Consider the following 13,363-nt stretch of genomic DNA (forward strand, 5'->3'; position numbering starts at 1 on the left):
TCCCGCCGAATACCGTTGATCTTGGCGAATCCGGCGCAACAGGAAGGCAGCGATGACCACACCGGCGGACCCCTCGTACACCTGGCAGGGCGCGGACCTCGACCTGGACGCCTACCTGGCCCGGATCGGATTCACCGGCGAGCGCACGCCCACCCTGGCCACCCTGCGCGAACTGGTGCGCGCCCACACCACCACCATCCCGTTCGAGAACCTGGAGATCATTCTCGGCCGCGGCATCCCGCTGGATCCGGAAGCGCTGCAGGACAAGCTGATCCGGCGGCGGCGCGGCGGGTACTGCTACGAGAACGTCGGCCTGTTCGCCGCCGCGCTGGAGCGGCTCGGCTTCGAGTTCACCGCCATGTCGGCCCGCGTCACGCGCGGCGCGACCAACCTGCGCCCGGCCACCCACGCGCTGCTGCGGGTCAAGACCGTGGACGACGATCGCCGCTGGCTGTGTGATGTCGGCTTCGGGTGGGGGCCGGTCGAACCGATCGAGCTGGCTCCCGATCGCGGTGAATTCAGCGCGGGCGCATGGCGTTTCCGGCTGGAGCGGTCCCTCGACGCGGCCGGCGGCGAGCTGTGGACGCTGTACCAGTTCGGCCGGGACGGCTGGGTGGACCGCCACACCTTCGTCACCACTCCGCAGTACCGCGTCGATTTCGCGGTCGGGAACCACTACGTGTCCACCTCGGCGCGTTCGCCGTTCACCATGCGGCCGTTCGTGCAGCGCTTCCACGCCGAGGTGCACCACCAGCTGGACGGCACCACCTGGACCACCAGTTACCCGGACGGCTCGGAGGAGGTGCGCGAACTCGAGGTCGCCGAGTTGCCGAAGGTGCTCGCCGAGGTCTTCGACGTCGAGCTCGACCAGGCGGACGCGGCGCAATTGACGCGCGCCGAGTGGCCCGCGGCGGTCCCCGCCCCGGCTTCGGGGGTGAAAGGTAGCTGAACGCCGTCGGTGTGTGGGAGCAAACACGCACCAAACCAATTGGTCTATGTCCCGTCATAGATGGGCTTCGACCAGCGGGTTCGCCTAACCGGTTACGCGGCGGTCACTCGATTGCGGCGTAGATCTCACCGAGATCTCGCTCATATCTCACGCTGACGTCGGAGATCCGCGCGACGCCCGCTACACTCGTGCGGGGAAACGCGCGGGCAACCGCATTGTCACAGTCATCTCGGAGAACTTCGGAGTAGTGCCATCGAAACCGGCCAAGTGATCGCAGGGCATTACCGCCTGGTCGAACGGATTGGTAGCGGCGGCACAGGTGTCGTCTGGCGAGCCGTGGATCAGCGGCTCGAACGTTCCGTGGCGGTCAAGCAGATCCTCACCCAGCCGAGCCTGTCGGATGCAGACAAGGACATCGTGCGGCAGCGCGCCGCACGCGAGGCTCGCAACGCGGCCCGGTTCCAGCACCCGAACGCCATCGTCGTATTCGACATCACCGAGCACGAGGGTGACCCGTGCCTGGTCATGGAGTATCTGCCGTCGCAGAGTCTGGCGGTGGTGCTGTCCGCGCAGGGCACGCTGCCGCTGCCGCAGGTCGCCCGCATCGGCGAACAGGTGGCATCCGCGCTCATCGCCGCGCATCGCGCCGGGATCGTCCATCGCGACGTCAAGCCCGGCAACATCCTGCTCGGCGACAACGGCGCCGTGAAGATCACCGACTTCGGCATCGCCAAGTCCAAGGGTGATGTCACGCTGACCGCCACCGGACTCATCTCCGGCACCGCCGCCTACCTCGCCCCCGAGGTCGCGCGCGGAGCGGAACCGACGCCGGCCGCGGACGTATTCGCCCTGGGCGCCACGCTCTTCCACGCACTGGAAGGCGAACCGCCCTACGGCACCAACCCGAATCCGCTGGCGCTGCTGTACGCGGCCGCCAACGGCCAGATCAGCGAACCGCGCAATGCCGGACCGCTCAGCGATCTGCTGCTCAGCCTGCTCAGCTTCGAGCCGGAGGACCGGCCGAGCATGCTCGACGTGCGCGACATCATGGCCGAATTCGCCGAGGTCGGCCCGGATGCCGAGGCCACCCGGGTGCTGGCCGCCCGGCGCTCGGGCCCGGCCACCCCGTCGGCCGGCGCCGCCCAGCGCTCCGCGCCCCGGCAGACCACCCGGCAGATGGAGCGCCGTCAGTCGGCCGACATCCCGACCGGCGCCATGAGCCAGGCACAGCTGCTGGAGACCCCGCCGCCGCGCCCGCCCATGAACGCCGGCCCGCCGACCCGCAATCATCCGGCGCCCGAACCGGATTCGGATTCCGGCTCCAAGAAGAAGCTGGTGCTGATCCTGATGGCCGCGGTGGTCGTGGTGGCCGGCGGCATCGCGTACGGCCTGTTCGGCAACTCCGGTTCGAGCAGCACCTCCGGCGCGGGCACGAACAGCAGCTCGGTGAAGGCGTCGGTCACGGCCAGCGCCACCAAGGGCGTGCCCTCGGGCCTCGGCCAGACCAAGAGCGCCGGGACGGTCAGCTTCGACGCCGCCGTCGACGCGGTGCAGTCCTTCTGGGACGACGTGACCTACACCCGGTACTCGGATGCCTGGAAGCTGCTGACCCCCGCCGCTCAGCAGGTCTACGGCAGTCAGCAGGCATTCCAGACGTATTGGACCGGGAACCCGGTCCAGAAGTACTCGAGCATCCGGGGCGCCAATGGCGGCGGCACGGTCGACCCCGATGGTTCGGCCGATATCGTGCTGGACTCGCTGCAGACCAAGAACGGCCCGACCAAATCGGTGAGCATGCGGGTGATCGACGCCGGCGGCGGCAGCCTGCAGATCGACAGCGACACCAAGTAATCCCGGCAGCACACTGCGCCGCACCGGTTTTCCGGTGCGGCGCAGTGCGTTACGGGGGTGGGTTTGCTCAGCAGAGCTTCGCCGGATCGGCGGCGAGGGAGGCCAGCAGCCGTAGTCCGTCGGCGCTGGGGGAGCCGGGTTCGACGTGGTGGGCGACCAGCGCCTGATCGGGATCGTCGGGGAGACGGAGGGTTTCGAAGCCGAGCTCCAGACGGCCCACGATCGGGTGGCGGTAGATATGGCGCCCGTGGGTCTTGTCCTTGAGCTCGTGCCGCTGCCACAGCTCCGCGAATTCCGCGCTCCGGGTGTTCATTTCGCCGATGAGGGCGGTGATGCGCGGGTCGCCGGGATTGCGGGCGGCATCCAGGCGCAGGTAGGCCACGGTGTCGGCGGCCTTGTCGTCCCAGTCCTCGTAGAGATCCTTCGCGCCCTCGTCCAGGAAGACCAGGTGCAGGAAGTCGCGCTGCGCGGGCGGGAGCGCGCCGAAATCCGTGATCAGGGCCGCCGCCAGCCGATTCCACGCCAGGACGCTGACACCGCGGCCGACGATGTAGGCCGGGACGTCATGGGCGGCGTCCAGCAGCCGGCGCAGACCCGGGCGCACCTCCTGCACGACGGGCGGCTCCTCACCCGACCACGGGCGGGCCAGGCGGTAGAGATGGTCGCGCTCAACCTGATTCAGTCGCAGTGCCCGCGCCACCGCATCCAGCACCGACTCCGAGAACTGCAGGCTGCGGCCCTGTTCCAGGCGCACATAGTGATCCACGCTGACCCCGGCCAGCAGCGCCAGCTCCTCGCGGCGCAGGCCCGGAACACGGCGGCGCGCACCGTGATCCATCAGGCCCACCTCCGCGGGGCTGAGCCGGGCGCGGCGGGAGCGCAGGAATTCACCGAGTTCGGCGCGACGGTCCAAGGTCATGCCTTCGGTAACCATGAGCGCGGCTAATTCCATCCAGCGCCGCATCCTGGTCATGCGGTGCCCAGGCAGACGCGGCACTGTTTGCCCCGCTCGCATCCGGCGAAAGTAGTGCTCAGCGCCGCAACGGACGGCGAAAGCCACACGAGGAGCACACAATGACCTCTCTCCCCACCCGTCAGCTCGGCACCACCGACATGCACATCAGCCGGATCGGATTCGGCGCGTGGGCCGTCGGCGGTTCGGGCTGGCGCTACACCTGGGGCGCACAGGACGACGCCGATTCCATCGCCACCATCCGCCGGGCCGTCGAGGCCGGCGTCAACTGGATCGACACCGCCGCCGTCTACGGACTCGGCCACTCCGAGGAGGTGGTCGGCAAGGCGATCAGCGGACTGCCCGAGGCCGATCGGCCGTTCGTCTTCACCAAGGCCGGACTGGTCTGGGACGAGAACGACCGCGCTGCCGCGCCCAAGCGGATCATGGCCGCCGCCAGCGTGCGCCGCGAGGTCGAGGACTCGCTGCGCCGGCTGAACGTCGAGCGCATCGACCTGTACCAGGTGCACTGGCCCGATACCGGTGCCTCCCTGGACTTCTCGGACCCCGACGGCGTCGACCCTGCCTCCGCGACCCCGCTCGCGGAGTACTGGCAGACCATGGCCGACCTCGTGCGGGCGGGCAAGGTGCGCGCCATCGGCCTGTCCAATCACGATGTGCCGCAACTGGAGATCGCCGAGTCCATTGCCCACGTGGACGCCATCCAGCCGCAGTTCTCGCTGATCAAGCGCGGCGCGGCGGACGAATTGGCCTGGGCCGCAGCGCATCACACCGGCGGCATCGTCTACCAGCCGCAGCACTCCGGCCTGCTCACCGGCGCCTTCTCGGCCGAACGCGTCGCGAGCCTGCCGGATGACGACTGGCGCAAGGGCTTCCCGGAGTTCACCACCGAACTCGACCGCAATCTCGCGCTGGTGGACGCACTGCGTCCGATCGCGGCGGCCCACGACACCACCGTCTCCGCCGTCGCCATCGCCTGGACCCTGACCTGGCCCGGCGTCACCGGCGCCATCGCCGGCGCCCGCCGGCCCGAGCAGGTCGACGGCTGGATCGGCGGCGCCGCACTGGAATTGACCCCCGCCGACCTGGACGCCATCGCGACCGCGCTGCGCACCACCGGCGCCGGTGAGGGCCCGATCCAGCACTGAGCGTCACCAAGATCCGAAAACCGAGCATCCACTCCCGAAGGAGCACACCACCATGACCCTGCACGTCGTCGCCGAACTGCACGCCGCCGCCGGCCAGGAGGACCGCCTCCGCACCGCCCTGGAAGCCATGATCGAACCCTCCCTGGCCGAACCCGGCTGCCTGTCCTATCAGCCCTTCACCAACCCGAACGACCCGGCCCACATGGTCGTGGTGGAGGAATGGCAGGACGCCGATGCCCTGGAGAAGCACTTCGCCACCGAGCACTTCCAGCACGTGGCCGGAGTCCTGGAGGGCATCGTGGCCGAGCCCATGATCATCCGCCGCCTCGTCGCCGAATAGCGGTCGAGCCCTCGATCCTCGCGCCCCCGCCGGTGTCCCCGGTGGGGGCGCGGTCGCGCGGGGGCCCGGATCAGGGTGCGCCCGAGCCGGATACGGTGCGGTCCGGGGGCGGGGTATGTCGCGTCCGGCACATGGGGTGCCGGGGATGGGGAACGCAGGTAGGGTCGGGCGCATGGGTACGCGGATTCGATCGACGGCGCTGCTGCTGTGCGCGCTCGTGGTCTCCGCGTGGGCGGTGCTGTATCTCGCCGCCGCCACCCCCGATTCGCTGCTCGTCCTCGGTGCGGCCGCGCTGGTCGCGGTGACCGCGGCGGTGCTGTCGGCGCGCGGTCCGCGGCTCGCGGCCACCGCGCACACCGGTCCGGCGGAGTCGGCCGGACGGCGGCGCCGCGGCGCGTTCCTGCGGCAGAGCAATCCCGACGCCCCGGGCCGCCCGCGCCCGCGCGCACCCGGAGTCCTCGCGGCCTGACCGCGCCCGCACGACCTGTCCCGGTCGTGCGCGCTGTCGGGTTCTCCGCCGTCCCGAATTCCTTTCGCCCGCACCCGTGTGCGGGCGCTGCGCAGCGAGGTACTCCGTGCTCGATTTCATCTACTACCCCGTGTCCGCCGTGCTGTGGCTGTGGCACACCGCCTTCGCGTCGCTGCTCGGCGCGACCAGTGGCCTGGCCTGGGTGCTGGCCATCGTCTTCCTCGTCATGACCCTGCGGGCCCTGCTGATCCGGCCGTTCATCGCGCAGTTGAAGTTCTCCCGCGCGCTGGCCGAGATGCAGCCGAAGCTGCAGGAGATCAAGCGCAAGCACGCGGGCGACCGGGAGCAGCAGGCGCTGGCCATGCAGGAGCTACAGAAGGAGTCCGGCGTCAATGTGCTGACCGGATTCCTGCCGATCATCGGCCAGACGGTGGTCTTCATCGGCCTCTACCACGTGCTGCGGTCCTTCCAGCCAGGTCACACTCAGAATTACGTGTTCAATGCCACGCAGGTGCAGTCCTTCCTGGACGCCAAACTGTTCGGCGCACCGCTGGAGGCCACCCTGTCCACCGCCGGCTCGTCCTTCGGAACCGTTGCCGCCGTGGCGATTCCGCTGATGATCGTCGCGGCGATCGCGACCCATTTCACCGCCCGCGCCGCCGTCGCCCGGCAGCCGCAACCCGCCGAAGGCGCGGCGGGCTCGCAGGTCCGGATCATGAACACGCTCTCGCAGTGGGTCTTCCCCGCCGGAGCACTGCTGGTCGGCCCGGTGATGCCCATCGCCATCCTGCTCTACTTCGTCACCCAGAACGCGTGGACCTTCGCCCAGCAGCATCTGGTGGCCGCTCGCTTCGGTCCCGAGGCCGCCCGCAGCACGGTCTGAGCGGTGCCGCGGCCAGCGTCTCATAACCGCCGGTCCGGCGGGTGTTCCCGGGTCGCGGGCCGGGAACACCCGCGCGAGCTCGGCCGCGACGTAAAGCGCTGGCGGTGACCCGATAGTCTGGTAGCTGGTCGCAAGCGGTTTCGGCCGTGTCGCGAACCCCTCGACATCAGCACAGACAAGGACTGCACAGCGCTATGACTAGCCGCATCGAGCTCGCCCGCGTGGATCTGCGCGGACGTACTCCCACTGCTGCCGAACTGCGCGCGGCTCTGCCGCGTGGGGGCGTCGACGTGGACTCGGTGTTGCATCATGTGCGACCGGTCGTGGAGGCCATCCGGGATCGGGGCGTCGAGGCCGCGCTGGAATTCAGCGAGCGGTTCGACGGTGTGCGGCCCGCCGCGGTGCGCGTGCCCGCCGCCGAGCTGGACAAGGCCCTGGCCGAGCTGGACCCGGCCGTGCGCGCGGCCCTCGAGGTCGCCATCGAGCGCACCCGCAAGGTGCACGACGATCAGCGCCGCACCGACAAGACCACCCAGGTGGTGCCCGGCGGCACCGTGACCGAGCGGTGGGTGCCGGTGGAGCGGGTCGGCCTGTACGTGCCGGGCGGCAATGCCGTCTACCCGTCCTCGGTGGTCATGAACGTGGTTCCCGCGCAGGCCGCGGGCGTGGACTCGCTGGTGGTCGCCTCGCCGCCGCAGGCCCAGTTCGGTGGCCTGCCGCACCCGACCATCCTGGCCGCCGCCAAGCTGCTGGGCGTCGAGGAGGTGTGGGCGGTCGGCGGTGCGCAGGCCGTGGCGCTGCTGTCCTACGGCGGCACCGACACCGATGGCGCACAGCTGGAACCGGTCGACCTGATCACCGGCCCGGGCAATATCTATGTGACCGCCGCCAAGCGGCTGTGCCGCGGCCTGGTCGGCATCGACGCCGAAGCCGGGCCCACCGAGATCGCCATTCTCGCCGACGCCACCGCCGATCCGGTGCACGTGGCCGCCGACCTCATCTCGCAGGCCGAGCACGACGTGCTGGCCGCCAGCGTGCTGGTGACCGACAGCGTCGAGCTCGCCGACGCCGTGGACGCGGCGCTGACCGCGCAGATGACCGTGGTCAAGCACCACGACCGCGTCGCGGAGGCGCTGTCGGGCAAGCAGTCCGGCACCGTGCTGGTCGACGACATCGCCCAGGGCCTGCGCGTGGTCAACGCCTACGCCGCCGAGCACCTCGAGATCCAGACCGCCGACGCGTCCGCGGTCGCGGCCCGGGTCCGTTCCGCCGGAGCGATTTTCGTCGGCGCGTGGTCGCCGGTGTCCCTCGGCGACTACTGCGCCGGCTCCAACCACGTGCTGCCCACCGCCGGATGCGCTCGGCACTCTTCGGGTTTGAGCGTGCAGACCTTCCTGCGCGGCATCCACGTCGTCGAGTACTCCGAGGCGGCGCTGAAGGATGTCTCCGGGCACGTGGTCGCACTGGCCAATGCCGAGGACCTGCCCGCACACGGCCAGGCCGTGCAGGCGCGATTCGGAGAGCTGCGGTGAGCGCCCAGGCCGGCCTGGAAGAAGGCGCCGTGACCGTCCCCGGATCGAATATCTCGCTCGACGATCTGCCGCTGCGGGAGAACCTGCGTGGCAAGAGTCCTTACGGCGCACCGCAATTGGCCGTTCCGGTGCAGCTGAACACCAACGAGAACCCGCACCCGCCGAGCAAGGCCCTCGTCGACGACGTCGCCGAATCCGTGCGCGCCGCGGCCGCCGACCTGCACCGCTACCCGGATCGCGACGCGGTGGGGCTGCGCGCCGATCTGGCCGCCTACCTGACCCGGCAGACCGGCGTCGCGGTGGACACGGCGAACGTGTGGGCCGCCAACGGCTCCAACGAGATCCTGCAGCAGCTGCTGCAGGCGTTCGGCGGACCCGGCCGCAGCGCACTGGGTTTCGTGCCCTCGTACTCGATGCACCCGATCATCTCCGAGGGCATCGACACCGAGTGGATCGAGGCCAAGCGCAATGGCGACTTCTCCCTCGACATCGACTACGCGGTGCTGACGGTGGGGGAGAAGAACCCCGATGTGGTCTTCGTGACCAGCCCCAACAACCCGACCGGCCACAGCATTCCGCTCGCGGACCTGGAACGCATCCTCGCGGCCGCGCCCGGCATCGTGGTGGTGGACGAGGCGTACGGCGAGTTCTCCTCCGCGCCCAGCGCGATCAGCCTGATCAGCAAGTACCCCACCAAGCTGGTGGTCAGCCGCACCATGTCCAAGGCGTTCGCCTTCGCGGGCGGGCGGCTGGGCTACCTGGTGGCCGCACCCGCGGTCGTCGACGCCATGCTGCTGGTGCGCCTGCCCTACCACCTGTCCGTGGTCACCCAGGCCGCGGCGCGGGCAGCGCTGCGGCACGCGGACGAAACCCTGGGCAGCGTGGCCGAATTGGCGGCGCAGCGCGACCGGGTCATGGCGGCGCTGACCGAGCTGGGTTACGAGGTCATCCCGTCGGATGCCAACTTCGTGCTGTTCGGCCGCTTCGCCGACGCGCCGCGCGCCTGGCAGCACTACCTCGACGAGGGCGTGCTCATTCGCGATGTCGGCATCCCCGGCTACCTGCGCACCACCATCGGCCTGGCCGCCGAGAACGACGAATTCCTGCGCGTCAGCGCGAAACTGGCGTCCGAGGAGCTGATCGCCCGATGACCATCGACCGTGCCGACCGCATCGCCCGGGTCGAGCGCACCACCCGCGAATCCAGCATCGTGGTGGAGCTCAATCTGGACGGCTCCGGCAAGACCGACATCTCCACCGGCGTCCCCTTCTACGACCACATGCTGACCGCCTTCGGCCAGCACGGCAGCTTCGACCTGACGGTCCAGGCCAAGGGCGACATCGAGATCGAGGCCCACCACACCGTCGAGGACACCGCCATCGTCATCGGCCAGGCCCTGGGGCAGGCGCTCGGCGACAAGAAGGGCATCCGCCGCTTCGGCGACTGCTTCATCCCGATGGACGAAACCCTCGCGCACGCCGTCGTAGACGTGTCCGGGCGGCCGTACTGCGTGCACACCGGCGAGCCGGATCACATGCTGCACACCATCATTCCGAGCGTGGCCCCGACCGCGTCGTACTCGACCGTGATCAACCGCCACGTCTTCGAGTCCATCGCGCTCAACGCCCGCATCGCCCTGCACGTGCGCGTGCTCTACGGCCGCGATCAGCACCACGTCACCGAGGCCGAATACAAGGCCGTGGCACGGGCTTTGCGCGCCGCCGTCGAATACGACCCGCGCGTGTCCGGCGTCCCCTCCACGAAGGGCTCGCTATGACCAAGACGATCGCCCTGCTCGACTACGGCTCCGGCAACCTGCACTCCGCCGGCCGCGCCCTGGCCCGCACCGGCGCTGACGTCACCATCACCGCCGACCCCGAAATCGCTTTGAACGCAGACGGTCTCGTGGTCCCCGGTGTCGGCGCGTACGCGGCCTGCATGGCGGGCCTGCTGTCCGTGCGCGGTGACCGCATCATCGGCAGGCGCCTCTCCGGCGGCCGCCCGGTGCTCGGCATCTGCGTCGGCATGCAGATCCTGTTCGAACGCGGCGTCGAATTCGGAGTGGAAACCGAGGGCTGCGGCGACTGGCCCGGCACCGTAGAGCGTCTCGACGCCCCCGTCCTCCCGCACATGGGCTGGAACACGGTGAAGGCTCCCGAGGACAGCGTCCTGTTCGCGGGCATGGACGCCGACACCCGCTTCTACTTCGTCCACTCCTACGCCGCCCAGCACTGGGCCTGGACCGACGACGGCGGCAGCCAGATCGCCCCGGCCAAGCTGACCTGGGCCGAACACGGCGTCCCGTTCCTCGCCGCCGTGGAGAACGGCCCGCTGTCGGCCACCCAGTTCCACCCGGAGAAGTCCGGCGACGCCGGAGCCCAGCTCCTGCGCAACTGGGTCGACTCGATCTGACCGGCCCCCGAAACGACCGAAACCCCCGCTCCCGGCGGGGGTTTCGGCGTTTCTAGGCCGCCGCTGGCTCGGGCCGGGTGCCGACCGACCAGATGGGCTTGGAGGCCACGCTCGAGAACTGCCAGCCGTCGGGGGTACGGACGGCGTCGAAGCGATAGACCTCGCCCAGGGTCAGGCGTGGCTGCGAGCCGAGGGTCGGGTCTTGGGCCGGACCCCAGGCGAAGACGACCAGGAGGTTGGCCCGGACCTTGGCGGTGTCGCCGTCCAGATCGATCAGGATGCCGTTGATGACGTGCTGGATCTGCCGGTCGGGGGAGTGGTTTCGGCCGGCCTGGGTGACCAGGGCGGTGCGGCCGGTGGCCAGACCGCCGGGGGTGCGGGCGGTGGCACCGGCGGTGTATAGCGCGGCGAGCTCCTCCCAGTCGCCTTCATCGAGGGCACGGCCGAGGCGGTGGACCAGCTCGGTGATCTCGAATTTGTCGGCCAGATCCTGGAACTGCCGGGTGGTGGTGTCGATCGCGTTCATGGCTACGGTCTTTCGACGAGATTGTTGGTGGCTCCAACGTTGGTGAAACCAATGTAACCGATTGTGGGTGTCCCCAACAAGTGTTGCTAGATTCCTCTCATGGACACCGCGCCCGAAGGCGCCTCCGGCCGGCTGCGCGCTCTTCCCACCCGCCTCATCGGCCAGGTCGCGATCATCGCCAACCGCTGCACCGAGAAAGCGCTGGAGCCCACCGGTTCCCGCCGCTACCACTACGCCCTGCTCGCCACCCTCGACGAACACGGCCCTCTCAGCCAGGCCGAGGCGGGCCGCCGTACCGGCATCGACCGCAGCGACGTGGTCGCCGCGGTCAACGACCTGGCCGACCGCGGCCTCGTCCACCGCACCCCCGACCCCACCGACCGCCGTCGCAACACCCTCACGCTCACCCCCGCCGGGCGGGCCCACCTGGCCGACCTCGACGAACGCCTGGAAGCGGCCCAGCGAGAACTACTCCCGGGCTTCACCGCCGCCGAACGCGCCAACTTCGTACTGACGTTGAACCGCGTCCTCGAATCCCATACCCGAGACGGCTGACCCGCCTCCAGCACAGCGAGCTCCCGTCGATCGACGACCCCGACCTCCCAACAGCGTGCCCCCGCCCGCGTGCCCCCGCCCCGAAAATCGTTCCCGCCGCGCGGTGGGCGGCTGACGCGGTTCACCCTGCGGTCGGTGGGACGGCGGGCAACCACTAGGCTTACCCCGTGAGTCTTGTGCTGCTACCTGCCGTCGATGTCGCCAATGGTGAGGCTGTGCGCCTGGTTCAGGGGGAGGCGGGCAGCGAAACCAGCTACGGTTCGCCGCGCGACGCCGCGCTGGCCTGGCAGCACGCCGGGGCCGAGTGGGTGCATCTGGTCGACCTGGACGCCGCGTTCGGCAAGGGCTCCAACCGCGAACTGCTGGCCGAGGTGATCGGCGAACTCGATGTGAAGGTCGAGCTGTCGGGCGGGATTCGGGACGACGAGTCGTTGAAGGCCGCGCTGGCCACCGGCTGCGCGCGCGTCAACCTCGGCACCGCGGCGATCGAGAATCCGGAGTGGTGTGCCCGGGCCATCGGCGAGTACGGCGACAGGATCGCCGTCGGCATGGATGTGAAGCTCATCGACGGCGAGTGGCGGCTGCGCGGACGCGGCTGGGTGACCGACGGCGGCGACCTCTGGGAGGTGCTCGAGCGCCTCGAGCGCGACGGCTGCTCGCGGTACGTGGTCACCGACGTCTCCAAGGACGGCACGCTGACCGGGCCGAACCTGGACCTGCTGAGCCAGGTCGCCAATGCCTGCGAGGCCCCGGTCATCGCGTCGGGCGGCATCTCTCAGCTCGACGACCTGCGTGCCATCGCGACGCTGGTGGACGAGGGCGTCGAGGGCGCGATCATCGGCAAGGCCCTGTACGCGGGCCGGTTCACCCTGCCCGAAGCCTTGGCCGCGGTTCGCTAGCGCCGTGGCCGCCGAACTCGCCGAACTGCTCGGCATCGCCAGTGCGGTTCTCGACTCCGCCGCACCGCGTTTCGTCGAGGGCATCGGAGCGCCGAGCGCGGTCGAGAAGGGGCGCAACGACTTCGCCACCGAACTCGACCTGGAGCTCGAGCGCACCATCTCGCAGCGGCTGGGCGAACGCACCGGAATCCCGGTGCACGGTGAGGAATTCGGCGGTCCGCAGCTGACCTCCGGCACCGCCTGGGTGCTGGACCCCATCGACGGCACCTTCAACTATTCGGCGGGCAGCCCCATGTGCGGCATGCTGCTGGCGCTGGTGCGCGACGGCGACCCGGTCATCGGCCTGACCTGGCTGCCGATCCTGGGCCAGCGTTACGCGGCGGTCGCGGACGGCCCGCTGCTGCTGAACGGCAACCCGCTGCCGAGCCTGGCCCCGGCCAAGCTCGCCACCGCGCCGATCGGCTTCGGCAGCTTCAATATCGATGGGGCGGGCCGGATTCCGGGCATCTTCCGCTTCAACCTGCTGGGTGCGCTGAGCCGGCTGTCCGGCCGCCAGCGCATGTACGGCTCCACCGGCATCGACCTGGCCTACACCGCCTCGGGAATTCTGGGCGGGGCCGTGGTGTTCGGACATCATCCGTGGGACAACGCCGCGGGCGTGGCCCTGGTGCGGGCCGCTGGCGGCGTGGTCACCGATCTGCAGGGCCGGGGCTGGACCATCGAATCCGGTTCGGTGCTGGCCGCCGCCCCCGGCGTGCACGAGGAACTACTGGACCTGATCGCGGACACCGCGGACCGGGTCCGAGGAGAGGCAGAGCAATGCTGA

15 protein-coding genes are annotated in these 13,363 nt (G+C 70.0%); 13 read left to right on the forward strand and 2 right to left on the reverse strand.

Annotation, left to right across the window (positions count from 1 at the left end; genetic code table 11):
• Positions 1–52 precede the first annotated feature (52 nt).
• Positions 53–949 (forward strand): arylamine N-acetyltransferase family protein, encoded by an 897-nt coding sequence (locus ACWEKS_RS18105; RefSeq protein ID WP_452341145.1) that lies wholly within the window; start codon positions 53–55, stop codon positions 947–949.
• Positions 950–1,216: 267 nt separating this feature from the next.
• Complete coding sequence (locus ACWEKS_RS18110; RefSeq protein ID WP_452341146.1) at positions 1,217–2,800, forward strand: protein kinase domain-containing protein; 1,584 nt, start codon at positions 1,217–1,219, stop codon at positions 2,798–2,800.
• 67 nt (positions 2,801–2,867) lie between these two features.
• On the opposite strand, the gene ACWEKS_RS18115 is transcribed toward ACWEKS_RS18110, so the two are convergent.
• Positions 2,868–3,719, reverse strand: a complete 852-nt coding sequence (locus ACWEKS_RS18115; RefSeq protein WP_452341147.1) for a helix-turn-helix transcriptional regulator — start codon at positions 3,717–3,719, stop codon at positions 2,868–2,870.
• A gap of 155 nt (positions 3,720–3,874) precedes the next feature.
• On the opposite strand from ACWEKS_RS18115, the gene ACWEKS_RS18120 reads away from it, so the two are divergent.
• The 8 genes from ACWEKS_RS18120 to hisH all read left to right on the forward strand — a co-directional run bounded on the left by ACWEKS_RS18120 (position 3,875) and on the right by hisH (position 10,557).
• The gene (locus tag ACWEKS_RS18120) at positions 3,875–4,921 is read left to right on the forward strand and encodes an aldo/keto reductase (RefSeq protein ID WP_452341148.1); all 1,047 of its coding nucleotides are present in this window, start codon (positions 3,875–3,877) and stop codon (positions 4,919–4,921) included.
• 52 nt (positions 4,922–4,973) lie between these two features.
• Positions 4,974–5,261, forward strand: coding sequence for a putative quinol monooxygenase (locus ACWEKS_RS18125; protein WP_452341149.1), 288 nt, complete (start codon positions 4,974–4,976; stop codon positions 5,259–5,261).
• A gap of 172 nt (positions 5,262–5,433) precedes the next feature.
• Positions 5,434–5,730: a DUF6412 domain-containing protein gene (locus ACWEKS_RS18130; RefSeq protein WP_452341150.1), complete on the forward strand. Its 297-nt coding sequence runs from the start codon at positions 5,434–5,436 to the stop codon at positions 5,728–5,730.
• Positions 5,731–5,836: 106 nt separating this feature from the next.
• Positions 5,837–6,613, forward strand: a complete 777-nt coding sequence (gene yidC, locus ACWEKS_RS18135; RefSeq protein WP_452341151.1) for a membrane protein insertase YidC — start codon at positions 5,837–5,839, stop codon at positions 6,611–6,613.
• A gap of 194 nt (positions 6,614–6,807) precedes the next feature.
• Positions 6,808–8,145 carry a histidinol dehydrogenase gene (gene hisD / locus ACWEKS_RS18140; RefSeq protein ID WP_452341152.1) on the forward strand — a complete coding sequence of 446 codons (1,338 nt, stop codon included), beginning with the start codon at positions 6,808–6,810 and terminating at the stop codon, positions 8,143–8,145.
• Positions 8,146–8,174: 29 nt separating this feature from the next.
• On the forward strand, positions 8,175–9,296 hold the full coding sequence (locus ACWEKS_RS18145; RefSeq protein ID WP_452341222.1) for a histidinol-phosphate transaminase: 1,122 nt from the start codon (positions 8,175–8,177) through the stop codon (positions 9,294–9,296).
• Positions 9,293–9,922: an imidazoleglycerol-phosphate dehydratase HisB gene (gene hisB / locus ACWEKS_RS18150; protein ID WP_452341153.1), complete on the forward strand. Its 630-nt coding sequence runs from the start codon at positions 9,293–9,295 to the stop codon at positions 9,920–9,922. Before ACWEKS_RS18145 ends, hisB begins: the two co-directional genes overlap by 4 nt.
• Entirely contained in the window at positions 9,919–10,557 is a 639-nt protein-coding gene (hisH, locus tag ACWEKS_RS18155) for an imidazole glycerol phosphate synthase subunit HisH (RefSeq protein WP_452341154.1), read from the forward strand. Before hisB ends, hisH begins: the two co-directional genes overlap by 4 nt.
• 52 nt (positions 10,558–10,609) lie before the next feature.
• Here the strand turns inward: hisH and ACWEKS_RS18160 are convergent, their stop codons facing one another.
• Positions 10,610–11,083, reverse strand: a complete 474-nt coding sequence (locus ACWEKS_RS18160) for a nuclear transport factor 2 family protein (RefSeq protein WP_452341155.1) — start codon at positions 11,081–11,083, stop codon at positions 10,610–10,612.
• Between the two features lie 99 nt (positions 11,084–11,182).
• Here ACWEKS_RS18160 and ACWEKS_RS18165 point away from each other — a divergent pair, with 99 nt between their 5' ends.
• The 3 genes from ACWEKS_RS18165 (at position 11,183) to ACWEKS_RS18175 (ending at position 13,363) form a co-directional block, all read left to right on the forward strand.
• Complete coding sequence (locus tag ACWEKS_RS18165) at positions 11,183–11,638, forward strand: MarR family winged helix-turn-helix transcriptional regulator (RefSeq protein ID WP_452341156.1); 456 nt, start codon at positions 11,183–11,185, stop codon at positions 11,636–11,638.
• A 167-nt stretch (positions 11,639–11,805) separates the two neighbouring features.
• Positions 11,806–12,537 carry a bifunctional 1-(5-phosphoribosyl)-5-((5-phosphoribosylamino)methylideneamino)imidazole-4-carboxamide isomerase/phosphoribosylanthranilate isomerase PriA gene (gene priA / locus ACWEKS_RS18170; RefSeq protein ID WP_452341157.1) on the forward strand — a complete coding sequence of 244 codons (732 nt, stop codon included), beginning with the start codon at positions 11,806–11,808 and terminating at the stop codon, positions 12,535–12,537.
• Positions 12,538–12,541: 4 nt separating this feature from the next.
• Complete coding sequence (locus tag ACWEKS_RS18175) at positions 12,542–13,363, forward strand: inositol monophosphatase family protein (RefSeq protein ID WP_452341158.1); 822 nt, start codon at positions 12,542–12,544, stop codon at positions 13,361–13,363.

The sequence above is a fragment of the Nocardia sp. NPDC004711 genome, from assembly GCF_053601595.1.